This is a genomic window from Bradyrhizobium sp. 2TAF36 (assembly GCF_052114925.1).
Classification (GTDB): domain Bacteria; phylum Pseudomonadota; class Alphaproteobacteria; order Rhizobiales; family Xanthobacteraceae; genus Bradyrhizobium; species Bradyrhizobium barranii.
Genome location: NZ_JBFRFR010000009.1, coordinates 65,908 through 90,275 on the forward strand (window position 1 = coordinate 65,908; position 24,368 = coordinate 90,275).

21 protein-coding genes are annotated in these 24,368 nt (G+C 65.6%); 10 read left to right on the forward strand and 11 right to left on the reverse strand.

Translation table 11 applies throughout. The features are described from left to right. Positions 1-12: 12 nt before the first annotated feature. The 4 genes from AB4Z51_RS06630 (at position 13) to AB4Z51_RS06645 (ending at position 8,711) form a co-directional block, all read left to right on the forward strand. Entirely contained in the window at positions 13-6,456 is a 6,444-nt protein-coding gene (locus AB4Z51_RS06630) for an amino acid adenylation domain-containing protein (RefSeq protein WP_441497175.1), read from the forward strand. A 142-nt stretch (positions 6,457-6,598) separates the two neighbouring features. Further along, positions 6,599-6,769 carry a hypothetical protein gene (locus AB4Z51_RS06635; RefSeq protein WP_014497648.1) on the forward strand — a complete coding sequence of 57 codons (171 nt, stop codon included), beginning with the start codon at positions 6,599-6,601 and terminating at the stop codon, positions 6,767-6,769. Between the two features lie 233 nt (positions 6,770-7,002). Further along, positions 7,003-7,734 carry a 4'-phosphopantetheinyl transferase family protein gene (locus AB4Z51_RS06640; protein WP_085403246.1) on the forward strand — a complete coding sequence of 244 codons (732 nt, stop codon included), beginning with the start codon at positions 7,003-7,005 and terminating at the stop codon, positions 7,732-7,734. Further along, positions 7,731-8,711 (forward strand): LLM class flavin-dependent oxidoreductase, encoded by a 981-nt coding sequence (locus tag AB4Z51_RS06645; protein ID WP_441497176.1) that lies wholly within the window; start codon positions 7,731-7,733, stop codon positions 8,709-8,711. The genes AB4Z51_RS06640 and AB4Z51_RS06645 overlap by 4 nt, the downstream gene beginning before the upstream one ends. Here the strand turns inward: AB4Z51_RS06645 and AB4Z51_RS06650 are convergent. From AB4Z51_RS06650 to AB4Z51_RS06660, 3 genes are read right to left on the reverse strand one after another with little or no spacing between them, the layout of a single operon-like run. Then, complete coding sequence (locus tag AB4Z51_RS06650; protein WP_085403244.1) at positions 8,708-9,547, reverse strand: ABC transporter ATP-binding protein; 840 nt, start codon at positions 9,545-9,547, stop codon at positions 8,708-8,710. The two genes, AB4Z51_RS06645 and AB4Z51_RS06650, sit on opposite strands and share 4 nt — an antisense overlap. Further along, positions 9,544-10,344, reverse strand: a complete 801-nt coding sequence (locus AB4Z51_RS06655) for an ABC transporter permease (RefSeq protein WP_085403243.1) — start codon at positions 10,342-10,344, stop codon at positions 9,544-9,546. Before AB4Z51_RS06655 ends, AB4Z51_RS06650 begins: the two co-directional genes overlap by 4 nt. Before the next feature lie 4 nt (positions 10,345-10,348). Next, entirely contained in the window at positions 10,349-11,713 is a 1,365-nt protein-coding gene (locus AB4Z51_RS06660) for an ABC transporter substrate-binding protein (protein WP_094184296.1), read from the reverse strand. 19 nt (positions 11,714-11,732) lie between these two features. On the opposite strand from AB4Z51_RS06660, the gene AB4Z51_RS06665 reads away from it, so the two are divergent. Together AB4Z51_RS06665 and AB4Z51_RS06670 are read left to right on the forward strand one after the other, a co-directional pair. Beyond that, complete coding sequence (locus AB4Z51_RS06665; protein ID WP_094184283.1) at positions 11,733-11,987, forward strand: hypothetical protein; 255 nt, start codon at positions 11,733-11,735, stop codon at positions 11,985-11,987. 87 nt (positions 11,988-12,074) lie between these two features. Beyond that, the gene (locus AB4Z51_RS06670) at positions 12,075-12,914 is read left to right on the forward strand and encodes a Crp/Fnr family transcriptional regulator (protein ID WP_135215550.1); all 840 of its coding nucleotides are present in this window, start codon (positions 12,075-12,077) and stop codon (positions 12,912-12,914) included. A 156-nt stretch (positions 12,915-13,070) separates the two neighbouring features. Here AB4Z51_RS06670 and AB4Z51_RS06675 read toward each other — a convergent pair whose 3' ends face one another. The 3 genes from AB4Z51_RS06675 to AB4Z51_RS06685 all read right to left on the reverse strand — a co-directional run bounded on the left by AB4Z51_RS06675 (position 13,071) and on the right by AB4Z51_RS06685 (position 17,189). Further along, on the reverse strand, positions 13,071-14,096 hold the full coding sequence (locus AB4Z51_RS06675; RefSeq protein WP_085403242.1) for a histone deacetylase family protein: 1,026 nt from the start codon (positions 14,094-14,096) through the stop codon (positions 13,071-13,073). A 128-nt stretch (positions 14,097-14,224) separates the two neighbouring features. Next, positions 14,225-15,166: an SMP-30/gluconolactonase/LRE family protein gene (locus AB4Z51_RS06680; RefSeq protein ID WP_085403241.1), complete on the reverse strand. Its 942-nt coding sequence runs from the start codon at positions 15,164-15,166 to the stop codon at positions 14,225-14,227. Beyond that, positions 15,123-17,189, reverse strand: coding sequence for a PQQ-dependent sugar dehydrogenase (locus AB4Z51_RS06685; RefSeq protein ID WP_441497177.1), 2,067 nt, complete (start codon positions 17,187-17,189; stop codon positions 15,123-15,125). The genes AB4Z51_RS06680 and AB4Z51_RS06685 overlap by 44 nt, the downstream gene beginning before the upstream one ends. A gap of 207 nt (positions 17,190-17,396) precedes the next feature. On the opposite strand from AB4Z51_RS06685, the gene AB4Z51_RS06690 reads away from it, so the two are divergent. Continuing rightward, the gene (locus tag AB4Z51_RS06690; RefSeq protein ID WP_014497658.1) at positions 17,397-17,630 is read left to right on the forward strand and encodes a DUF6894 family protein; all 234 of its coding nucleotides are present in this window, start codon (positions 17,397-17,399) and stop codon (positions 17,628-17,630) included. 9 nt (positions 17,631-17,639) lie between these two features. After that, positions 17,640-17,816 carry a hypothetical protein gene (locus AB4Z51_RS06695; protein WP_201266224.1) on the forward strand — a complete coding sequence of 59 codons (177 nt, stop codon included), beginning with the start codon at positions 17,640-17,642 and terminating at the stop codon, positions 17,814-17,816. Positions 17,817-17,952: 136 nt separating this feature from the next. On the opposite strand, the gene AB4Z51_RS06700 is transcribed toward AB4Z51_RS06695, so the two are convergent. After that, positions 17,953-18,726, reverse strand: a complete 774-nt coding sequence (locus tag AB4Z51_RS06700; RefSeq protein WP_028149550.1) for an enoyl-CoA hydratase-related protein — start codon at positions 18,724-18,726, stop codon at positions 17,953-17,955. A gap of 119 nt (positions 18,727-18,845) precedes the next feature. Between AB4Z51_RS06700 and AB4Z51_RS06705 the strand changes: the two genes are divergently transcribed. After that, positions 18,846-20,435: a gamma-glutamyltransferase family protein gene (locus AB4Z51_RS06705; protein WP_441497178.1), complete on the forward strand. Its 1,590-nt coding sequence runs from the start codon at positions 18,846-18,848 to the stop codon at positions 20,433-20,435. 91 nt (positions 20,436-20,526) lie between these two features. Beyond that, positions 20,527-20,757, forward strand: coding sequence for a hypothetical protein (locus AB4Z51_RS06710; RefSeq protein ID WP_041955033.1), 231 nt, complete (start codon positions 20,527-20,529; stop codon positions 20,755-20,757). A 56-nt stretch (positions 20,758-20,813) separates the two neighbouring features. Here AB4Z51_RS06710 and AB4Z51_RS06715 read toward each other — a convergent pair whose 3' ends face one another. Genes AB4Z51_RS06715 through AB4Z51_RS06730 form a run of 4 tightly spaced genes read right to left on the reverse strand, consistent with a single transcriptional unit; the run spans position 20,814 to position 24,279 of the window. Next, positions 20,814-22,100 (reverse strand): NAD(P)/FAD-dependent oxidoreductase, encoded by a 1,287-nt coding sequence (locus tag AB4Z51_RS06715; protein WP_085403239.1) that lies wholly within the window; start codon positions 22,098-22,100, stop codon positions 20,814-20,816. Positions 22,101-22,112: 12 nt separating this feature from the next. Continuing rightward, complete coding sequence (locus AB4Z51_RS06720) at positions 22,113-22,844, reverse strand: amino acid ABC transporter ATP-binding protein (protein WP_085403238.1); 732 nt, start codon at positions 22,842-22,844, stop codon at positions 22,113-22,115. After that, a complete protein-coding gene (locus AB4Z51_RS06725; protein WP_014497665.1) occupies positions 22,841-23,494 on the reverse strand; it encodes an amino acid ABC transporter permease in 654 nt (217 codons plus the stop codon). The genes AB4Z51_RS06720 and AB4Z51_RS06725 overlap by 4 nt, the downstream gene beginning before the upstream one ends. Positions 23,495-23,520: 26 nt before the next feature. Continuing rightward, positions 23,521-24,279, reverse strand: coding sequence for an ABC transporter substrate-binding protein (locus AB4Z51_RS06730; RefSeq protein WP_085403237.1), 759 nt, complete (start codon positions 24,277-24,279; stop codon positions 23,521-23,523). Positions 24,280-24,368 lie beyond the last annotated feature (89 nt).

A 24,368-nucleotide genomic window follows, 5' to 3' on the forward strand; every position in this document is an offset into this window, starting at 1 on the left:
GATCAAAAGGGAATGGCATTGTCCCACATTGCATCCGTGGCGGGAGAGGATTCGGACAGCGCAGGCGCCGAAACCAGGACGTTTGCCGATATCGGCGGCCTTCTCGACTTTTATGCGCGCAAGACGCCGTCGGCACCGGCTCTCCTCGCGCCGGGCCGGCCGGCCCTCACCTACGGCAAGCTGGGTGAGTTGGTCCAGCAACTGGTCCGCACCCTGCGGGGGCTCGGCATTGCGCCTGCCGACCGGATCGCCGTTGCGCTGCCGCGCGGCGCCGACAGCGCGCTGGCGCTGATCGCGGTCGCCTCGGCCGGCGCCTGCGTCCCGGTCAATCCCGATCTGACGGCCGACGAGCTGCAACGCTATTTCAGCGAATTGAAGCTGACCGCGCTCGTCACCCGGGCCGACATGAATTCACCAAGTCGTGACGTTGCCAAGGCGCTCGATATCGCGGTGATCGATTTCGTGCCGGGGCCGAACGACAATCTCGGCGGCTGCGCGTTCATCGGCCCGGCAGTCGGGCCCGCCAGCACGAGCGGCGCCTCGCGCGGCGACGATGACGCCTTCATCCTGTTGACGTCGGGCACGGCGGCGCGGCCGAAAATGGTGCCGCTGACGCAGCGCAATGTGTGCCTGTCCGCATACAATGCCGGCCGCGTGCTGTCGCTCGCAGCCCACGATCGCCTGCTCAATGCCCTGCCGCTGTTTCACGCCCATGGTCTGATCTCCGGCCTGCTGACGGCACTTGCCGCGGGCTCCAGCGTGATCTGCACCAACGGTTTCGACGCATTGTCCTTCTTCGGCTGGATGCGGGAGCTGCGACCGACCTGGTACACGGCGGTGCCGACCATCCATCGCGCGCTGCTGACGGCGGCCGAGGCCGACCCGGACCGCGCCCGCTCGTCGTCGCTGCGCGTGATCCGCTCGGCCTCATCCTCGCTCGCGCCCGCGATCCTGAACGGGCTGGAGGCGATGTTCGGCGTTCCCGTGCTCGAGACCTACGGCATGACGGAAGCGGCCTCGCAGATCTCCGCCAATCCGTTCGAGCTGCGCAAGGTCGGATCGGTCGGCCGCGCTGCGGGCCCCGAGATCGCGATCATGGACGGGGCGGGCCGCACGCTTGCGAGCGGCGAGCATGGCGAGATCATGCTGCGCGGGCCGAACATGAGCCGCGGCTATTATAATGACGAGGCCGCGACACGGACCGCCTTCCGCAACGGCTGGTTCCGGACCGGCGACCTCGGCTATCTCGACGCCGACGGCTATCTCTTCATCGTCGGCCGCATCAAGGACGTCATCAACCGCGGCGGGCAGAAGATCTCGCCCCTGGAGGTCGAAGAGGTCCTGCTGAGCCATCCGGCGGTGCTGGAGGCCGGCGTGTTCGCCGTCCCGCACCAGAAGCTCGGCGAAAACGTCGCCGCCGTCGTGGTGCTGCGCCCGAATTCCGAAGCAACTCCGGACCAGCTTCGGCAGTTCGCGCGCAAACGTCTTGCGGCCTACAAGGTGCCGAGCCTGATCCGCGGCGTGGCCGCACTGCCGAAAGGCGCGAGCGGCAAGGTCAAGCGCAACGCGCTGGCCGATCTGATCGCAACCGCGGAGCATGGCGTCGAAGCGCAATTGCCGCGCAACGCGCTGGAGACCCAGCTCGCGGGGATCTGGGCCGGTCTGTTGGAGCTGCCGCAGGTCGGCATCGACCAGGATGTCTTCGCGCTCGGCGCAGACTCGCTCGCGGCGACGCAGATGCGCTCGCGCTTGCGCGAACGCTTCAATGTCGACTTCTCCTTCGAGGATATCTTTGATTGCGCCACGGTCTCAGCGCTTGCGGCCCGGATCGAGACCGCCACAACCCATCGCGAGACGATGGTGCCCGCATGGCGCCAGGCGGCTGCGGCAGACGCGCCGCTGTCGTTCCAGCAGCAGCGGATGTATGTGCTCTCGCGGCTCGATCCGACCCGCTACAATTACAACGTCGTCGAAGTCGCCGTTCTCAAGGGCCTGGTCGACGTCGCCGCGCTTTCTGCGAGCCTCGCCTCGATCTGCGCGCGCCACGAGGCGCTGCGCTCGGTCTTCACCGAACGCGAGGGCGAGCCGGCGCAGCGGGTGCTGCAATCACCTCCGCGATTCGAGCGGATCAAGCTCAAGCCCTGCGCCGCGGACAAGCAGGGCGCAATCATCCGGCGCGAGGCGCTCGTGCTCGCGCAATATCCGTTCGATCTCGCGCGCGAGCCGCCGCTGAAGGTCACCCTGCTGTCGTTCGACAAATCCAGCCACGCGCTGGTGGTCAACGTCCATCACCTCGTCACCGACGGCTGGTCGCAACGGCTGTTCTGGGAGGAGCTTGCCGCCCACTATGCCGCTGCGCGCAAGGCAAGCGCGGTGACGTTGCCCTCGCCCGCCTTCCAGTATCGCGACTTTGCGCTATGGCAGCAGAGCTGGGCTCGGACGCCGGCGGCGAAGGAGCAGCTCGATTACTGGCGGACCCAGCTCGACGGTGTCACCACACTGCCGCTGCGGACCGACCGGCCACGCCCGGAGGTCTGGAGCGGTCACGGCGCCCGTCACTATCTCGAATTCTCCAAGGCACTGTCGGCCGATCTGCGCGCGCTGAGCCAGGACCAGGGCGTCACGCCTTTCATGACGCTGCTCGCGGCTTTCCAGTGCCTGTTGTTCCGCCACACCGGACACGAGGATGTCGCGACGGGATCGCTGATCGCCAACCGCAACCAGATCGAGAGCGAGCGACTGATCGGGCTGTTCGCCAACACCCTGATCCTGCGCAACGATTTCGGCGGCGATCCGGGTTTTGGCGAAATGTTGCGGCGGGTGCGGCAGGTCACGCTGGATGCCTACCGCAACCAGGACCTCCCGATCGAGGAAGTGCTGCGCGCGCTGCAGATCGCGCGCCGGAGCGACGGCAACCCGCTGTTCCGGATCATGTTCATTCTCCAGAACGCCTCGATCGAGGCGGCGCGTTTCCCCGGCCTGTCGACGCGGCGGCTGGAGGTCGACCCGAAAGTCGCGCGCTTCGACATCACGCTCGAACTGGTCGAGGCCGACGGCCGCTTCACGGGCTTCTTCGAATACGCCACCGATCTGTTCGACGCTGCGACCATCGAAGGCATGGCCGCTCAATTCAAGACCCTGCTCAAGGCCGTGATCACCAATCCGGAGCAGCGCATCTCGCGCCTGCCGCTCCTGACGGAGGCCGAACGCCGGCAGTTGCTGGCGAAAGGCCAGGGCGTGGTGGCCAATTTCACCACGCGCGGCAATCTTTGCGAACGCCTCGAGCGCCAGGCGAAGAAGACACCAAACGCGATCGCCGTCTCCGACGGCCGCACCTCCCTGACTTATCGGGAGCTCGCCCGCCGCAGCCAGGCGGCCGCACGCTGGCTCGCGCGCGAAGGTGTTGGCGCCGAGAGCGTTGTCGCCTTGCTTGCAGATCGCGGGCCCGACCTGCTCGCCGCGATGATCGCCGCGCAGCGCGTGGGCGCAGCCTTCCTCAATCTCGATCCCGACCAGCCGCCGGCGCGGCTTGCGACCATCCTCGGATCGAGCTGCGCCCGCATGCTGCTGACCGGGCGCGCCCAGTCGGCCATGGTCGAGGCGCTGCTCGAGCCGCTGGTCGAGCGCATCCATGTCGCCGAGCTCGAGGACGCGATCGCACCCGGATCGACCAGGCCGGCCCGCGCGGCGCGGCGCGCGGCCGCGAGCCTCGCCTATCTCATCTACACATCCGGCTCCTCCGGCGCGCCGAAGGGCGTCATGATCGAGCAGCGCGGGCTGTCGAACCATCTGCCGTCGCTCATTTCCGAGCTCGGCCTTACGGCCAGGGACGTGATCGCCCAGACTGCGCCGCAGAGCTTTGTCATCTCGGTCTGGCAGTTCCTTGCCGGTCCCATGGTCGGCGCGCGCGTCCATGTCTGCGACAACGCAATCGTGCAGGACCCGATCCTGCTCGCGCGGGAGATCGAGCGTGAAGGGATCAGCGTGCTCGAGATCGTCCCGTCGCTACTGCGGGTGATCCTCGACCGCATGGACGACGCGCAAGTCCAGCGCGCCTTTGCGGGATTGAGGCTCCTGATCTCGACCGGCGAGCCGCTGCCGGTCGATCTCTGCCGCAGCTGGTTCGCCCGCTGCCCGAAGGTGTCGCTGATCAACGCCTATGGCGCATCAGAATGTTCCGACGACGTCTCGCTGCATCGCCTGACCAAAGCGCCGGCGGCGGCGACGAGCAACGTCCCGGTCGGCGCGCCGCTGCCCAACACCCAGCTCCATGTGCTCGATCAAAACCTCCAGCCGCTGCCGGTCGGCGTGRTCGGAGAGCTTTGCATCGGCGGCGCCGGCGTCGGCCGCGGCTACATCAACGATCCCGCGCAGAGCCGGCAGCGCTTCCTGCCCGATCCGTTCTCGCGCCAGGAAGGCGCGCGGCTGTACCGGACCGGCGACCTCGCACGCCGCCGCGCCGACGGCACCATCGAATGCCTCGGCCGCGCCGACCATCAGGTCAAGGTCCGGGGCTACCGTATCGAGCTCAAGGAGATCGAGAACGCGCTTGCCGACCATCCTGCGGTGCGCGCCGGAATCGTCGAGCCGCGCCGCGAGGCGAGCGGCGATGTCAGGCTGATCGCCCATATCGTCGCAAGGGCCGGCAGCCAGAGCAGCGCCAGCGCGCTGCGCGACTTCCTGAAGAGCCGGTTGCCGGGCCATGCCATCCCGTCCGCATTCCTGTTCCTGGACCAGATACCGCTCAATGCCCATGGCAAGATCGACCGGTCGGCGCTGCTGGCGCCCGCGCAGCAGGACATCTCCCCACCGGACGCCGCCGTGCCGGCGCGGCACTTCACCGAAAAAGTGCTCTCGGACATCTGGGTCGACCTGCTGAAGGTCGAGAGCCTCGGCGTGACCGATAATTTCTTCGATCTCGGCGGCCATTCGCTGCTGGCGGGCCAGGCGATGGCGCGCGTCGCCCGTGCGCTCGGCGTGTCCTTACCGATCAAGACCATCTTCGAGGCTCCGACGATCGAAGAACTCGCCCGGCGGGTTGACGAGGCCGTGGCAGCAAAGCCGCGCAAGCCGGCAACAGGCATGTTGCGGCCTGCTGAAAGCGGGCTCCCAACGCTCTCGATCGCACAGGACCAGATGATGCGGATCGAGCAGAACCTGCCGGGCCTGCCGCTGTTCAACCTGCCCTTTGCCTTCCGCCTCCAGGGCCCGCTCGATCCGACCACCCTCGCGCAGGCGTTCGGCGACATCGTGCGCCGCCACGAATCACTGCGGACCGGGTTCGGCCGGAGCGGCGAAGAGCCCGTCAGCCGCATCGCGACACCCGGTGAACTCGGACCGGCCCTCACGATCGAGGTCATCGGCGACGGACGTCCCCACGACAACAAGCGGCGCAAAGCCCTCGAACTCAGGAAGATCGATCTCCTGATCGAGCAGGAGACCTACGCCCCGTTCGACACTGCGCGGCCGCCGCTGTTGCGGGCGCGGCTGTTGCGGCTCCATGCCGACGATCATGTGCTGCTGCTGACGCTGCATCATGCCATTGCCGACGGCTGGTCGATCGGCGTGCTGTTCGAGGAGCTGTCCAACCGCTATGCGGCGCTGGCCGGACGTCCGTCCGTGCCGCTGCCGAAATTGCCGCTCGCCTTTTCGGACGTCGCCCGCTGGCAGCGCTGGTGGTGCGGCACCGACGCCGCCCGCCGCCAGGCCGCCGACTGGACGGAGAATCTGCGCGGCGCGGCCCCCGTCTTCGACGGCGAAGCAAGCCCCGGCGCGTCCACCGGGCATCACCCCGTCAGCCTCGAGCGCGAGCTGATCGGCCGGCTCACGGCGTTCGCCGGCCGGCATAACAGCACGCTGTTCATGTGCCTTCTCACCGGCCTGAAAGCCCTGTTGCTGGCGCAGAGCGGCCGCAGCGACATTTCGGTCGCCACCGCCATGGCCAATCGCGCCCAGCCGGATACCGACCGGGTCGTCGGTCCGTTCGAGAACACGGTGATCGTCCGTACCCGAATCACGCCGGAGCTGTCGTTCGCGCAAGCCCTGGCCCGGGTACGCCAGAGCGTGCTCGACGCGCATGCGCGCCAGGAGCTGCCGTTCAACATCCTTGCCGACCATCTGGAGCAGGAGGGGATCGAACCGGCCTCGCTGCTGCAGGTCTATTTCACCCTGCAAAATCCGCTGCGCCAGCCGCTCGATCTGGCTGACGTCACGATCGAATCGATCGGCAACGTCGCGCGCGAAGGCCAGCCGGTGCTGCCGATCGACCAGACCTGGCTGTCGCTGATGCTCAAGGAGCGCCCCACCGGAATAACCGGCTCATGCAATTACAAGGGCGAGCTGCTTGATGGCCGCAGGGTCCGTGAGTGGATGGCGAATCTCGTCGCGCTGCTGGATGCGGCCGTCGCCCACCCCAACACGCCGCTCGGCCGATTACTCGCTCGCAGGGCGGCATGACCGGCTGTACGGGACGGGAGAACACAGGTTCACTCGCCAAAGCTGTGAATGACCAAGTTGCATCTTGATTATTTGGCGCCAGCGCGCAAGATTATTCCCTCGATTTGATTTGGACGATTATTTTCAACCGGGGGAGTATGTTATGGGTTTCATCAAATTTACCAAGGGTACCTCGTTGAGCGACAAGGACCGCAAGGCCCTGCAAAAGCTGCTGGGCGCCGAGAAGAAGAAGCTCCAGTCCGCGCTCAAGGATGTCGACGCCAGCCTTTCGATGCTGGGCGGAGCGAAGAAAGCCAAGAAGAAGAAGAAGTAAGGATCGTCGGCCGGGACGCCGCACGAATCCTCAGGCTTCATTTTCCGGATATGGGCCGCTCGCTTGTCGAGTTGGGGTCTCGCACAAGCTTGCGCCTGTAAACCGGCCTGCAAATCGACAAGAAATTGCCCGGGTGGACCGTTAGAAGCGGTCCGCTCAGTTGATTCTTGCTCAGTTGATTCTTCCGTCAGGGCCGGAGACTTGGCCTCCGCCTGACGCCATGGGCCTTATTGATGGCAGACGACAGAATTGAACTGTTTGTCGGACTGATCGAGACCATTGACGCTCCGGGCGCAGTCGATGCGTGCCGGCGCCTGCTCTCGGTCGACGAACGGATCCGCGCCGATCGCTTCATGTTCGAGCGGCATCGGCGGCAGTATATCTTCGCGCACGCGATGCTGCGCCTGGCGCTGTCGCAGGCCGCGCCGGACGTCGCACCCACCGATTGGTCCTTCGGGGCCGGTCGCTACGGGCGGCCGTTTGTCGCGGCGCCCGCGACCTCGACCGCGCTGCATTTCAGCCTGTCCCATGCCGATGGCTGCGTTGCCTGCGTCGTGTCCGGGCATGAGACCGTCGGCGTCGACGTCGAAACCGTGTCACGGCGTGTCGCGCCCCTGTCCACTGCGCTTCGCTTCTTTGCGCCGGAGGAGGTCGAAACGTTGCGCGGACTGCCGGAGCCCGCCGCGATCGAGCGCTTTTTCGACTATTGGACGCTCAAGGAGGCCTATCTGAAGGCAAGGGGGTTTGGGCTCAATCTGCCGCTCGACGCTTTCGCGATGCAGGTGTCCCGGGAGGCCATCGAGATCAGCTTCAAGCCCGATATCGCCGACGATCCGCATGCATGGCGCTTCTCGCTGTGCTCGCCGTCGCCCTCGCATCGCCTCGCGATCGCCGACGGCTCCCGCGCGGACGGCGGCCTTCCCATCACCCGCAATTCCTGGCCGTTCCAGGAAGCGGCTGAATGACGCCCCCGCGGCTGCGCGTCTTTCCCGCGATCTCGCGCAACCGCGATCCCAAGAAATATGTCGGCGAGCTGATGCGGGTGGCACAGTTCGCCGACCGTAACGGCTTCGAAGGCATCCTGCTGTTCGAAGGCAACGACGTGTTCGTCGAGCCCTGGGCGATGGCCCAACACATCATGGGTGAGACCGCGCGAAGCTCGCCGCTGATCGCGGTCAATCCGGTCTACATGCACCCGTTCACCGCGGCAAAATTCGTCTCGTCCTTTGCGCAGCTCCACGGCCGCAAGGTCTATCTCAACATGATCACGGGGACCGCGGTCAGCGATTTGCAGGGGCTGGGCGACGAGCAGTCGCATGCCGACCGCTACGTCCGGCTCGGCGAATTCGTCGCGCTGATGCGCCAATTGCTGGAAAGCCCTCGCCCGGTGAATTTCGAGGGCCGGTTCTACCGCGCGAGCAATCTGCAACTTCGCCCGCGCCTGCCGGCGGAGCTGATGCCGGAATTCCTGGTCGCGGGCCAGTCGGAGGCCGCGCAGCGCGTGGCGAAGGAGACCGGCTGCATCAAGATGCAGATGCTGCCGCCCGATCTCGATCGCGGCCTCGATGCGCCCGGAATGAACTTTGGCATCTTCGCCCGCGAGGGACGCGACGAGGCACGGCAGGCGGYAACGGCGCGTTTCCGTGACAATGCCGATGACCGCGAGCTGCTCGCGCTCACCGTGGAGAACAGCGATTCCGTGTGGAAGCGGCGGCTGTATGAAGGCCAGAGCGGCGAGCTCGCTGACAATGGCTACTGGCTGCTGCCGTACCTCACCTTCCAGGCCGACTGCCCCTATCTCGTCGGCAACTACATCGAGATCGGCGCAAAGCTGAAGGATTTTGCGGCGAAGGGCCTGACCACGATCATGCTCGACATGGTCGCCGACGAGGCCGAGATGCAGCACGTCCGCAAGGCGCTCGCGGCGAGCGGGATGTTCTAGGACGTCACGCCGAGCGGACTGAGCCGTGCCAACGGCTCGCTGCCCTCCGGCCGTCGCAAAAGCTGCATGACATGACGCTTCAGGCGTACGAACTCGGGTTCGGTCACGAGATCGTGGCTGCGTGGCCGCGCGAAAGGCAGCACGACATCCTCGATCACCCGGCCGGGTCTTGCGCTCATCACGACGATACGATCGGCGAGGAACAATGCCTCGTCGATGTCGTGGGTGACGAAGACGGTTGTGGTCGGGATCTTGCTCCAGATGTCGAGCAGGACCTCCTGCATCATGCCGCGCGTCTGCGCGTCGAGCGCGCTGAAGGGCTCGTCCATCAGCAGCACCCGCGGCTGGTTGATCAGGACCCTCGCAATTTCCACGCGCTGCTGCATACCGCCCGACAATTGCGTCGGATAGAACGCCTCGAAGCCGGAAAGGCCGACCAGCTTCAGGATCGCGTCGGCGGCGCGGTCGCGCTCCCTCCTCGCGAGACCCCGCATCTTCGGGCCGAAGGCGACATTGTCACGCACCCGCTTCCAGGGAAACAGCGTGTGCTGCTGAAACACCATGCCCCGGTCCGGGCTCGGACTCTGGACCTGCTGGCCGTCGACCGTGAGACGTCCAGCCGTGATCGGCAAATGCCCGGCCAGCGCGCCGAGCAGCGTGGATTTGCCGCAGCCGGAGGGACCGAGGACGCAGACGAGCTCGCCCGGCGCAATCGCGACATCGAGACCGCTGACCGCTTCGAATGCATCACCGCCCGCTCCGAGCGAGATCGAGACATCGGCGAAGTCGATCCGACCGACGCTCTTCGTGCCGATATCCGCGACCCGAATGTTCATCGCGCCACCTTCGGGCTCCGCCAGGGCATCAGAAGCCGCCCGGCCGTCGTCAGCAGCCAGCTGGATCCCATGCCGAGCAGACCGATGATCAGCATGCCGACGATGATGTCGGCGTAGTTCTGGAGCGTGTAGGCTTCCCAGGTGTAATAGCCGATGCCGAACTGGCCTGAGATCATCTCCGCGGTGACGAGGCAGAACCACGAGGTGCCCATGCCGATTGCAAGCCCGGTGACGATGCTGGGCGCGGCGTCCGGCAGCACGACCTCCCTCAGGATCGCCAACTCCCCCGCGCCGAGGCTGCGGGCGGAGGCAACCAGCCGGCGGTCGACATTCGCGACACCGTGGACGGTGTTCAGCACGATCGGAAACAAGGCACCGATGAAGGTGATGTAGATCATCGAGAGTTCGGACGACGGAAAGATCAGGATCGACAGCGGTATCCATGCCACCGCCGGTATCGGCCGCAGCAATTCCAGCGGCGGCAGCAAAAGATCGCTCGCGGCGCGTGACCGGCCGATGGCAAAACCAAGGATCACGCCGATCACGACCGCCGCCCCGTAGCCCGCGAACACCCGCCAGAGGCTACTGGTGATATGTGCCGTCAATTTCGGCGAACGAAACAGGGCGAGCGCGGATTGAACGACCTCGACCGGCGGCGGCACGTTGCGGAAGGTCACGATCCCCAGATTGAGATGCGTGGTCGAAGCGACCTGCCAAAGGGCAATGCAGGCCAGGATCGAAAGGCCGCGGACCATCCAGCGGATGCCCGCAGGCCGCGCCTTGATAGCGGTGGCCATCGCCTCACCGGCTCGCGACGAGGGACTCGCGCGCGGCCGCGAAGTCGAGCACCGCGCCACCGTTCTTCTTCGACCAGCCCTCGGCCGCCTGCTTGAGCAGGAACGCGCTCAGCTCGCCCTTGGATGACCGCACGAACCAGGCCTGGTTTGCGAACAGCTTGATGCCGCTCTCGCGATCCTGAGCGTAGACGACGCGGATGGTCTTGCCGTCCTTCTCGAGGCCGGCGAGCGCCTTCAGCGCGTTCTCGGGCGAGGCATAGTGGCGTACATGAGCCTCGTCCTTGACCCAGATCTGCGCGACGCGGCTGTAGTCGTTGATCTCGGCGCCCGTCGCAGCGTCCTTGGCGCGAAGCGGAAGCTGCGCATAGTTCTTCAGTTCGGAGTCGTAATCGCGCCCCGCCTGCGCCGCCGCGATACGGATGAACTTGTCGGTGACGAACTGGTTGATATCGAGATCGCTGTCCGCGCGCTTGAGCAGCTTCAGCGTCTTGATCGAGGTTGCGACCGCCTGGCGGTACTCCGGCTTCCAGGTCACATCGCGGGTCTGGAGACCGAGCGGTCCGTGAAAGAGGTAATCGACCTCCGCCTCGATGCCGGTCACCTTCGCGATCAGCTCGCTGTACTTCTCCGGCTCTTCAGCGATCAGGCGATCCGCTTCCAGCGCTGCGCGCAGATAGGCGACGACGATCTCGGGATATTTCTCGGCGTATTCCGCGTCGACCAACCCACCGTGGAATGTCGGGGCATTGGCCTGCGCGCCGTCAAAGATCTTGCGCGCGAAGCCGCGCCACGGAAACAGTTCGGCGAACGGAACGAAGTCGGCATGCGCCTCGACCTTGCCTGCCTGCAAGGCCGGCCCCGCAACCTCCGGCGCCTGCGTGATGATGTTGACGTCGGTCTCGGGATTCCAGCCCTTGGCCTCGATCGCGCGGAGCAGCATGCCGTGCGAGGTCGAGGCGAAGGGAACCGAGATGGTCTTGCCTTTGAGCTCATCGAGCGATTGCACCGGCGAGCTCGACGGCACCACGATGCCGTTGCCGCTGCCCTTGGTGCTGCCGGACAGCACGCTGATGAAGAGGCTGCGGCGTCCGGCCTTCTGGAACGCCACGCCGTTCAGCGAGCCCGGAAAGTCAGCCATCGCGCCGAAATCGAGCTTGCCTGCGACCATCTCGTTGGTGAGCGGCGCGCCGCTCGTAAAATTCTTCCACTGGATGTCGTAGGTGACATCCTTGTACTTGCCATCATGGGGCAAAAATTTCTCAAGCAGCTTGAGCTCGCGGATGAGCAGTCCGCCGGTCGCGCAATTGATCGTCGTGTCCTGCGTCCCGACCGCCACACGGATCGTCTCCGCCTGGGCCGGCGCGAACATCGCAACGGTGATGGCCACAATGGCCACACTGAATCTCAAAGAGCTGAATTCGATCATCGAACTGTCCTCGGGAGGCCGGGCGCGTGCCGGCGACAACGCTGGCCGGCACTATCGAAGGCGCGGCGCAACGCTTGAAGCAATTACTTGCATCGCTGTCGCAGGACGTTCGCGCCATGATTCCGTCGCGCAACGACGCAAAGGATTTTCTCAGGACGGAGCCATGGACAGAGGAATCATTCCACTGCCGATCGCCGCGCGTATCAAGCTTTGCTAAGTGATTTGGAACGATCGCAAAGAGATGGACATCGCACCATCGCCGCACTTACCTATTCGCAGCCCCCTGGAGAGCTGACGGATTGCGATGACCATACTCAAGGAAGCTGCCGCGATCGAGCCTGCCGCTTTCGCCGACCGGCCTCATGCAGGCGTTCCGTTCGACTGGATCGACCACAAGAAGACGCGGCGGGTCCGCAGCACACGTGCAAGGCCCGCAAGCTCGGCGCTGTTCATGAGCGAGACGATCGACGGGCTGAATGCCGGCGCGCATTTCCTCGACCGTTTGTCCGCGTCGGAGCAGGCGCGCGTGCACGCGGCCGGCCGCATCATCTCGGTGCCGCAGGGCGAAATGGTATTCAGCCAGGGCGATGGCCACGACGGCATCTTCATCATCCGCCGCGGACAGGTGCGGGTCTATTACACCGCGCCGTCGGGACGCGAGATCACGCTCGCCTATTGGACGCCGGGACATTTCATCGGAGGCCCCGAGATATCCGGCGGTGGCATTCACATGTGGTCGGGCATCGCCATCGAGGCCTGCGAGATCACGACACTCTCCGGGCCGGCGCTCGAGAAGCTGTTGACCGGCATGCCGAGCTTCGCGCTGGCGCTGATCGACGGCCTCATCGCCAAGGGCAAATGCTACTCCTCGATGGCGCAGATCCTCGGCACGCGCTCGGTGATCGAGCGGCTGGCGCAGTTCCTGCTCACGCTGTCGGAGTTGCACGGCACGGCCGACGGCGACACCATCATCATCAACCGCAAGATCACCCATGACCAGATCGCGGCCATGGTGGGCTCGACCCGGCAATGGGTGACGATGATGCTGAAGCGTTTCCAGAACCGCCGCATCATCGCCATCGACGGCAGCACCATCCAGATCAGGCGGATCGACCTGCTGGAGCAGATCCTTTTCAAGGACTGAGGTTCGCCTCTCCAGCGCCAGCGCTTTGGGCGTTGAAGCACCCTCAGCGTCATGGCCGGGCTTGTCCCGGCCATCCACGTCTCACCCCTCGGCGCAAAGAACGTGGATGCCCGGGACAAGCCCGGGCATGACGACCTACGCGGGGAGAGGTGAAGCTCACCGCGCCTCTTCGAATCCCGCCAGCACCGAGGTCAGGTTCGCGCCCAGAATATCCGAGAGATAGCCGCCCTCCTGCACGAACACGGTCGGCAGGCCCATCTTCGCGATCGCCTGGCCGATGCGGCGGAAGCCCGGCGTGGTGACGGCGAGGCCCTTCAGTGGATCATGCTCGGAGGCATCTAAGCCGAGTGCGATGACGAGGGCGCCGGGGGCAAAGGATTCGATCGCCCTGCGCGCGACATCCATCGCCTGGATGTAGCCGTCGTCGCCGGTGCCGATGGCCAGGGGGACGTTGAGATTGGCGCCGAGGCCGGGTCCTTCGCCGCGCTCATGCGCGTAGCCCCACACATAAGGATAGTACGCGATGGGGTCGGCGTGGATCGACACCGTGTAGACGTCAGGGCGTGCGTAGAAGATTCCTTGCGTACCGTTGCCGTGGTGGACGTCGACGTCCAGGATCACGACGCGCTCGTGCTTCAGACGCAGATGCGCCGCGGCGATCGCGCTGTTATTGAGGAAACAGAAGCCGCCGGCCATGTCGCGGTAGGCGTGATGGCCGGGCGGACGGCAGAGTGCATAGGTCGCATCCTCGCCGTCCATCACCATCTGCGCTGCCGTGACCGCAACATCGGTGGCAGCGCAGGCCGCGGCCCAGGTGCCGGGACCGATCGGCGCCGCGGTATCGGCGGTGTGCCAGCCAAGCTTGCCGACGATGTGGGTCGGATAGGTCGCGGCATGGCGCACGGGATGGATGTTGCCGATCATCTCCGGGCCGGAATCGCCGAGCGCGGTCCAGGCGTCCCAGGCTTCGCTGAGGAACGACAGATATTCCGGGCTGTGAATCCGCGCACGCGGCCCCTGTCCGAATGTCGTCGGTTCGACCAGTTGATGCTTGCCGTCCTTCAACCCCTTGAGCAGGCGATCGGCGCGCTCGGGCTGCTCTGTGGTGCGCTTGACGACACCGCGAACCAGGAAGAATTGCGGATCGTGGCTGCGATGCAGTTCGGTATGGACGGCTTTCACTCAAACACTCCGTGGTCGCGTTGACGGTGCCCACAGATGTCTAAATGCCTGCGGCGGCCAGATGCAAGCAAGAAGAATGCCGCCGCTTTGGTGCTGCTCTGCGCCGGAGGCAGACCGCCCGTGATGCTCTAGCAGCGCCCGCGCTGGAGGCAGTGCTCGCGGCCCTGCTGGTCGGTGCGGAAGGACTCGACGAAGCCGCCCTGACGCTGGGTGACGAAGACGGTCTTGCCGTCGCTGCCGCCGAAGGCGAGATTGGTCGGCTCCTTGCCCTTCAGCGCAATCTCCCGCTCGACAGCACCATTGGGCTTCATCAGCGCGATGGTGCCCTTGAGGATGCGCGCGACATAGAGACGGCCGGCGACGTCGGTGCGCAGGCCGTCGACGGTGTCGGGCTGGAAGGCTTTGACGAGTTTTGCGCCRGTGAGCTCGTTACCGCGGACGGTGTAGGACCAGATTTCGCCGCTGCTGGATTCCCCGACATAGAGCGTCTTGCCGTCAGGGCTGAGGTCGATGCCGTTGGTGGTGCCCATCGCGCGCGGCGCGGGCATCACCTGCCCCTGCACCGTGCCGTCCGCAGATTTGGCGATGCGCCAGATGTGGCCTTCCCTGCCCTTCCAGTTCGGATCGCTCGCATAGATCGTGCCGTCGCGCGCGACCGTGATGTCGTTGGGCTGGTTCATCTCGTCGGAATGAAACCAGACGACGGGCTCGCTCGCGCCCTTCGGGACAGCGAAGATGTTGTGCTTCTTGTAGTCGGCAATGAACATGGTGCCGTCACGCGCAAAGCGGATGGCGTTGCCGACGCTGCCCGCGGGCAGTGCCGTAAACTGCTCCGAAGCCGCGCCGCCCACCGGCAGCTTGCCGATGGTGCCGGGCTTGCCAAAGTTGACCACGAAGAGATTGCCGTCGAGATCGGCCGCCGGCCCTTCGATGCCGAAGGTGTATTCGCCCGACGGCGTCACCTGCACGCTTTCGAACAGCTTTGTTTCAGCATGGGCCGGCGATGCCGCGATGACGAGAAGGAGGCTACTGCACAGGCACCAGAAATTCCTGCCGAATGTAATAGCCATCGTCGTCGCTGCACTCGCCATTCAGATAGGGATCGGCAGGCCGGAAGAATCGGCTGAAGCCGGGTTTGTCTACAGCGCTCCTTTGTGTCACGACAACGACCTTGGCGGCCGGTATTTCGCCGCATTCCTTATTGGTCTTGCCAAAGAACTTGCGCTGCGGCGGGCCGGACTTGATCTGCATCCGCGTGCCCGGAACCATTTTCGCAACCAGCAGGTCCGCGGTATCGAGCACGCGCGTGTAGCCAGGTTCGGTCCTGGGCAGGCTTTCGCCGCCCGGCGGCATCAGCTTTTCGGCGCCGATACCGCGCAGCCGCGTGCGCAGCTTGCCGGAGCCTGGATCGCCCGGATAGATCCAGCCGTCCTGCGACAGCATGAAGCGTAGCACCGTCGCGTCCTTTTCCGCATCCGATTGCCCTGCCTTCAGGCCGAAATCCGAATGGCAGCCGACGCAGTGCTTTTCGACGAGCCCCTTACGCAGCGTGGTGAGCCGGATGCTGTTCTGCGCGTCTTTTGCGACGAAGGCGGCAAGCTGATCGATCAGCGCCTGGCTGCGCATGTCGCAAGGCAACGGCGGCGGATCGCCAGCAGCGCGATCGATGCGGATTACCGTCTGGTTCTTGTCCTCGACCAGCCAGATTGCGCCGTCCTCCGCGACCGTCATGCCGACGGGCGCTCCTTGCGGCCGCGCGCCGTTGACGCGGTGCCAGCCTGCGATCAGCTCGTCGAACGGCGCGGCGGCGACGTCGCCGGCGTCGGTCTGAAAGCTGTGGGTCGGATCTGCCGCGCAACTGACGTGGTAACGCACCGGCGCCGGGGCGGGCTTCGGGAAGCCATGGTCGTCGACGTCATAGACGAGGACGCGGCTGCCGGTCGGGCGATAGCCGTGCAGGCCGACCAGCAGCTTGCCTTCCAGTTCCGGGAATTTCGCGCCGTGATAATAGAGCATCGCGAGCGGCGCGCCGTGCGGCGGCATCAGCGAGAACGGCGCCTTGTAGAGCGCATTGGCCGTGCAGAGCGATTTGTAGACCCCGGATTGCAGCACGAGCTTGAATTCGGGGCTCGGCGTCGACAGGTCGTAGCAATAGGGCCAGCCATAGTGCCTGCCCTGCTCGATCGCGTTGATCTCCTCGTTCGGCTTGAAGATGTTGGGCAGGTCGCGCCCGTTCTCGCCTTGCAGGAAGGCGTAGCCGGCATCGGGAAAATTCGGATGCAGCGCCAGCGCCATCGAATTGCGCAGGCCGCGCGCGTAGACGGTGTGCGGCGGGTCGGGATCGGCCGGCTTCAGCGCCGGGAAGGTGCCGCCCGCGGGCGGTGTGAACAGCCAGATCGAGGCCATCGCGGACGCGCCCTCGGCCGCCGCGCATGGCCTTGTGATCGGCGCCGGCGTGATGCAGTCGTCGCTGTGCGAGCCGACATTGACGAACAGCCGCCCGTTCCTGTCAAAGACGAACTGCTTGAGCGGATGCGCGCTCTCGTCGAGCCTGGTGCCGTCGGGCAATGTGATCCGGCGGCCGGGCATGTGCCGGATGATGGTCTCGACCGTGCTGCGGGGATTGTCGGCGAGCGGATCGAACCGGAAGATCGTCTCCGCGGTCGAGGCGTACAACTTCTTGTCCGGGCCAATGACGAGGCCGAACGGATATTCGATGGCGGTCAGCAACTCCTTGAACCGCTGCCCCTGGGGCGCGCGGGGATCGAGCAGCAGCAGCCGTCCATCGGTGTGGCCCCAGCCGCCCATGTCGGCGACCACGAACAGGTCACGGCCCGGCACCTGCATGATCGAGCGCGGAAATTTCAGGCGATCCTCTTCGCTGGCGACGAGGCCGGCGCAGAATCCCGCCTTCATGTCGATCTGGATTCTGGGAAAGGCGAGATCGCCGCTGCCACAGGTTTCCGTGCCGATCGCGTAGCCGCTTTTCCTCACCGGCTCGGAGGAGGCTCCCGGGGCAAGACCGAACAGCGCTCCGGCGACGATCGCCGCAAGCAGGCTTCGGCGTTCATGCCAGAATGTGAGCTGGTTCACGGCGGTCCCCCGGACTTTCGGTCCAAAGTTGTTCCATGCCATGGGAACGCCGTCCAGTTGATCATCACCCCCCTGTGATCAAACCCGCTCGGGCCTTCGCAGCGACCAATCTCCGTAGATTCCCTTACCGGGCTCGCCCCGAATGTTTCGCAAAGGCCTCGGGTGGTATCGATTTGCCATCCCAGTCGCTCCCGACAGGAGACGCATATGGTCCAGGTCTATTTTCACTGCTCCAACACCGAAGGCACGCTGATCGATCGCAGCGGCACCGCGGTGGCCAGCCTGACCGAGGCGCGTGACCGTGCGGCCCAGATCATGCACTCGATGATCTACACCCCGGGTGCCGAAGACTGGCGCGACTGGGTGATCCATGTCAGCGGCTCCGACGGCGAGGAGATCTTCGACCTTCCCTTCACCGCCATGCTCGGCAAGCCGCATTGAGGTGATGTCGTGCTGTTCGCTTCATTAACCCTGCTCTGCCAGCCCCTCAACCTCGTCGCCACCAAGTGGCAGAAGCTGGTGCGGATCGCAGGCAACCCCTACCGCCCCGAGCTGCACTACATGCGCGGGCCTGGCCCGAAATGGCACGCCAAATATCGGGCCAGCCGGCTGGATCGCAGGCTCTGAGCGCCGCGGCTCTTTTCCTGCTAACGATCTCTCGTCATGCCCGGGCTCGTCCCGGGCATCCACGTCTTGGCCACCACGAAAGAACGTGGATGGCCGGGACAGGCCCGGCCATGACGACCAGCGAGCACAGGTCACTTCACTTCCCCGTAAACTTCGCCTTGCGCTTCTCGACGAAGGCGGTGCGGCCTTCGATGGCGTCGGCGCTCTTGCGGATCGTGGCCTGAACCTCGATCTCGCGGCGGAACTGCGCCTCGTAAGCCGCATGCTCGCTCTCCTCGACAAGCGCACGCGTTGCGACCAAAGCGCGCGTCGGGCCGTCCGCCAGACGGCGCGCCAGGGCCAGCGCCTCGTCCATCAGCTTCGCATCGTCGACGACCTGCCGCACCAAGCCGATCTCCTGCGCGCGTTCGGCCGTCAGGGGCTCGTTCAGCAACATCAGCTCGAGCGCGCGCTGCCGGCCGACCAGCCGCGGCAGCAGCCAGGTCGAACCGAGGTCAGGCACCAGGGCGATCCGGCTGAACACCTGGATGAAGCTCGCCGACCGCGCCGCAACAATCATGTCGCCGGCCATCGCAAGGCTGAAGCCGCCGCCGGCCGCGACGCCGTTGACGGCGACCACGACAGGCACGCGGCATTCGCGCAACGCCTTGAACGCCGGCCAGTAGAACCGCATCACGCCGGCGGCGATGTCCTCGCCCAGCGCTTCCGATGCCTTCAAATTCTGTCCTGAGCAAAATCCGCGCCCCGCGCCGGTGAGGATCAGTGCGCGAATGCCCTCATCCCCAGTCATCTCGGCGACGGCGGCAGCGAGCGCGCCGAGCAGGTCCGGCGTCATCGCGTTCAGACTCGCCGGCTCGTCGAGCGTCAAGATCCCAACCGCGCCATCCCGCGCCTGTTTCACACCTGCCATGCCGCTTCTCCCTTTGGATTTTCTCGTTGGCGGCAATGTGCCATCCTTCGCGCGCCCCGCCAATGCTGCAGCTTCCGCGTGAAGCCAGAACAACCGAATCCAGAGATCAAGACGACATCATGCCTCATCAGTTCAGCCTCGCCCAAGCCGTCCGCAAACCCGCCGTCACATCCAAGGGCGGCATTGTCGCTTCGCAATCGCGGCGGGCGGCCGAAGTGGGCGCGCAAGTGCTGGCGGCAGGGGGCGACTGCGTGGACGCGATCGTCGCGACCACCTTTGCGCTGAACGTGCTGGAGCCCTGGAACAGCGGCATCGGCGGCGGCGGCGCGATGGTGTTGTACCGTGCCAAGGAAAATCGCACCGAGGTGATCGACTACGGCATGTGCGCGCCACAGAGCCTGCGCACCACCGACTACCCGCTCAGCGGCGAAGGCGCGGCCTCCGATCTGTTTCCGTGGCCGCGGGTCAAGGACGATCGCAACATCCACGGCCCCGGCTCGGTCGCCGTGCCCGGCGTCGTCGCCGGCATGGAGGAGGCGCATCGCCGCTACGCCAAGATGCCGTGGAAAGACCTGGTCGCACCGGCTGCCGCGCTCGCCGGCGAAGGCCTGCTGGTCGATTGGTGGACCACGCTGACGATCGCGGCATCGGCAGCCGATCTCAGGCGCTATCCCGCGAGCGCGGCCGCGTTCCTGAAGGATGGCCTGCCGCCGAGCGCGCCGTGGGGCATCAAGTCCGAGACGCGGCTGCCACTGGCCACGTTGAAGGCGACGTTGTCACACCTCGCCGCTGCCGGTCCGCGCGATTTCTACCAGGGCGACCTCGCCAAAAGCATCGCATCCGACATCAAGGCCGACGGCGGCTCGCTGTCGGTGGAGGATCTCGCCGCGTTTCGCGCCCATCTGCGCGAGCCGCTGGCGATCCCCTATCGCGACGGCAAGGTGTATGCGACGCCGGAGCTCACGGCCGGACCGACAATGGCGCATGCGCTGCGGCTGTTGCAGCAGAGTCTGAAGCCGGGAAGCGCACCCGACGCGACCACCTACAGCGAATATGCGCTCGCCTTGCAAGCGGCCTTCCGCGAGCGGCTCAAGGACATGGGCGATGCCGACGGCAAGCGCTCGCTCGGCGCCGAATATCTGGCGCCCGCCTGCACAACGCATTTCTCCGTGGTCGACTGCCACGGCAATATCGCAGCGGTCACACAGACCCTGCTCTCATCCTTCGGCTCGAAATACGTGACGCCGCACACCGGCATCGCCATGAACAACGGCATCATGTGGTTCGACCCGACGCCGGGCACCACCAACTCGCTCGCACCAGGCAAGCGCTGCCTCTGCAACTACACGCCCGTCATCGCCGAAACGAAGGACGGCAAGCGTCTCGCGGTCGGCGCCTCCGGCGGCCGCCGCATCCTGCCGTCGGTGATGCAGCTCGTGTCCTTTGCGATGGATTTCGGCATGGACCTCGATACAGCCATCCACCAGCCGCGGATCGACGCCAGCGAAGGCGCGGTCGTGATCGGCGACATCAGACTGCCGGCGGACGTACGCAAGACACTTGCCGCACGCTTCGATTATGAAGAGACGCAAGTGCAGGCCGTGCCGCAGAAGTTCGCCTGCCCCAGCGTGGTGATGCGCGAGGGCGATACGAATTCGGGCGCGGTCGAGATCTTCCAGCCCTGGGCCGACGCTGTCGCCGAATCCTGAGCGTCACGACTCCTCCGCATTTGCACGCGACACCGCGATCGATGTTCGTTCGTCGAACGGACAGATGCGTGCCTAACAGGAGAGATTTCGGATGAAGAAACTTGCGCTCGCCGCAACACTGATCATCGCGGCCGGCTTCACCATGCCAAACGCCGCATTCGCCAGGGGCGGCCACGGACATGGTCATGGCCATGGTCACGGCCATCATGGCGGATACCATGGACATCGCCATGCCACTCCTCCCGGATGGCATCACGGGCGCAAGGTCGGCTGGCGCGGCAGGGGCTGCCCGCCCGGCCTGTGGAAACAGGGCCGCTGCTGACGCCCTATCTGCAAGTCATGCAAGGCGTCGCTCCTGACGGGGCGGCGCCTTCTTCTTCAAACGCCCAGCCGATCCCGCACCCGGCCCGCGATCACAGCAGTCGTAACCCCCAAGGGCCAGAACGCGTGCATCGGGATCGGCTTGATGCCTGTGACCGGCATGTCGATCTCGGCCTTGGCACCGCCGATCAGCCGGCGCGCGAGCTGCGCGCCCATCGCGGTCGAGAGCGCGACGCCGCGGCCGTTGCAACCGAGCGAGATCAGGACGCTCTCCGTCGGCTCGTGCACATGGGGATAATGATCCTTGGTGATGGCGAGCCGGCTGTTCCAGCCGTGCGTCCAGGCGGCGCCCTTGAGCTGCGGCCATAGCCGCTCGGCATAACGCATGAGATAGGCGACGTCGTTGGGCGACTTGATCCAGCGCATCGGGCCGCGGCCGCCCATCAGCAGGCGGTTGTGCTGATCGATGCGGTAATAGACCGTGATGTGGCCGCTCTCGTAGAGCACCGGCCGTGTCGGCATGATCGAGCGGGCGACCGCGTCGGAGAGCGGCGCGGTGGCGGCAATCGAGGAGAATACCGGCACGATGGTACGGCGGAGCGCCGGCCAGAGATCGTCGGTGAAGCCGTTGGTGGCGAGCAGGACCTTGTCGGCATGCACCACCGCGTGCGGCGTCTCGATGCGCCAGCGCGCGCCGTCGCGACGGAGCGACAGCGCCGGCGTCTCGCCATGGACCTTCGCGCCCGCGGAGATCGCAGCGCGCGCAAGACCGCGGGCGTAGCTGAGCGGATGGAGATCACCGCCGCGCGTGTCCAGCATCGCGCCGATGTAGCGGTCCGTGCCGGTCATCTCGCGCAACTGCTCGCGGTTCAGATATTGCACCGGCATGCCGCGGCGGATGCATTGCTCCGCCGTCTTCTCGATCGCGGCGGCGCTGGCCTCGTTGTAGGCCGCGCGCAGCGTGCCATTCTGCCGCGCTTCGCAAGGGATCTGGTAGCGGCGGATCAGGTCGTGCGTGAAATTGGTCGTGCCGTAGGAGAAGTCGATCATGCGGCGGCCGAGCTCGGCGCCGAAATCGGCCTCGATCTGATCGGGGTCGTGCTTCAGGCCTGGATTGGTGTGGCCGCCATTGTTACCCGACGCGCCCCAGCCCGGCTCCTGCGCCTCGAGCACCAGAGCCTCGACACCTTGCTCCGCCAGATGCAAAGCCGTGGACAGCCCGGTGTAGCCGCCACCGACGATAGCAACGGAGACGGTCTTGTCGACATCGAGCGGCGGCGTGGCAACCGGCGCGACGGCGGTGTCGGCATAGAGCGAGGGCGGCAGAGGCAGGCGCGTCGTCATGACAAGGACCGATCAGAGCGGATGTAGCACGCGGCGCAAAAAGTCCTGCGTGCGCGGGTGCTGGGGTTGATTGAGGACGGCCGTCGCCGCGCCCTGCTCGACGATGACGCCGCCGTCGATGAACAGCACGCGGTCGGCGACGTCGCGGGCAAAGCCCATCTCGTGGGTGACRACGACCATGGTCATGCCGTCATCGGCGAGCTTGCGCATCACGCCGAGCACGTCACCGACCAGTTCGGGATCGAGCGCCGAGGTCGGCTCGTCGAACAGGATCGCCTTTGGCTGCATCGCGAGTGCGCGCGCGATGGCGACGCGCTGCTGCTGGCCGCCGGAGAGCTGCGGCGGATGCGCATCGGCCTTTTCGGCGAGGCCCACCTGACCGAGCAGCGCGCGGCCGCGCTCGAGCACCTGCGCACGCGGCTCCTTCTTTACAAAGAGCGGGCCTTCGACGACGTTCTCCAGCACGGTCCGATGCGGGAACAGGTTGAAGCGCTGGAACACCATCGAGACCTGGGTGCGGACCTTCACGATGGAGGACGCATCGCGATCGACCTTCAGTCCCTCGACGTTGATCTCGCCGCGGTCGTAGCTTTCCAGCCCGTTGATACAGCGCAGGATCGTCGACTTGCCGGAGCCCGAAGGGCCAATGATGCAGACCACCTCGCCCTTCTGGACGGAGGCCGTGATGCCCTTGAGCACCTCGTTCTGGCCAAAGCTCTTGTGGACGTCGGTGAGCTCGATCATTTCTTGCCCGCCCGCTTCTCGAAGTGACGGACCAGCAGGATCAGCGGGATGCTCATGGTGAGATACATCAGCGCCACCAGCGTGAACACGTTGGTGTTCTTGAAGGTCGAGGACGCGATCAGCTTGCCTTGAAGGGCGAGCTCGGCGACCGTGATGGTCGAGGCCTGCGACGAATCCTTCAGCATCATGATCATGACGTTGCCGTAGGGCGGCAGCACGATGCGCACCGCCTGGGGCAACACCACGCGGCGCATGGTCAGCCACCAGCCCATGCCGATCGACTGCGCCGCCTCGATCTGGCCCTTGTCGATCGCCTCGATGCCCGCGCGGAAATTCTCGGCCTGGTAGGCCGAATAGGCGATGCCGAGCCCGAGGATCGCGGCCTGCAAGGCCGACAGCGTGACGCCGAGATCCGGCATCACGAAGTAGAGATAGAACAACAGCACGATGATCGGGATGCCGCGGATCACGTTGATCAGGCTGGCGCTGAGCATCGACAGCACCTTGATGCCGGAGACCCGCATCATCGCCCAGATCAGACCCAGCACCGTCGAGAGCAGCAGCGAGCCGATGGTGACGACGATCGTCAGCGCGACGCCGCTCATCAGGATCGGGAAGAATTCGACGGCGTCGTGCCAGAAGCCTTTCATCGGTTAGCCTTACCAGCCTCTGTCGATCAACCCTGCGCCTTCTGACCCCACTTCTCGAGGATCTTGTCGATGGTGCCGTTGGCCTTCAGCTTCGCCAGCGAGGCGTTGATCTTGCCGAGCAGCGCGGCCTCGCCCTTGCGGACGCCGATGCCGACCGAACCGACCGTGACGGGCTTGTAGCCGTCGACGAGACGCACCTCGGGGAAACCGCCCTGCTTCAGATTGTAGGCGAGGATCGGATAGTCGGCGTAGCCGGCCTTGAGGCGACCGGTGTTGACGTCGCGCAGGATGTCCGGGATGTTGTCGTAGGCCTTGACGTCGGCGAACAGGCCGGACTTCTTCAGCGCATCGACGAAGGCGGTGCCGACCTGGGCGCCGACCGTCTCGCCCTTCAGATCATCCTGCGTGGCATAGGCCTTGGTGTCGCTCTTCGGGACCACCAGGCCTTCGCCGTAGGTGTAGATCGGATCGGAGAAGTCGACGACCTCCTTGCGCGGCGCGGTGATGAACATCGCCGCCGCAATCATGTCGATCTTGCCCGATGTGAGCGACGGGATCAGCGCCGAGAACGCCATCGGCTCGATCTGCACGCTGAGGCCGGCGTCCTTGCCGATCTCGGTGACGATGTCGACCATGATGCCCTGGATGGTGTTGGTCTTGGTGTCGAGGAAGGTGAAGGGAATGCCTGTCGGCGTCGAGCCGACCTTCAACGCCTGCTGCGCCGAAGCCGGCATCACCGCTGCAATCGCGAGCGCCGCGACCGCGGCCAGACCAAAACGCTTCATCGCATCCCCCTTTGGGCTTGGCCGATGTCGGCGCTCGCGCATGTCGTGATCAGACGTTGCGGGCCAAGCCGTTTCGGCCTATTTTCACC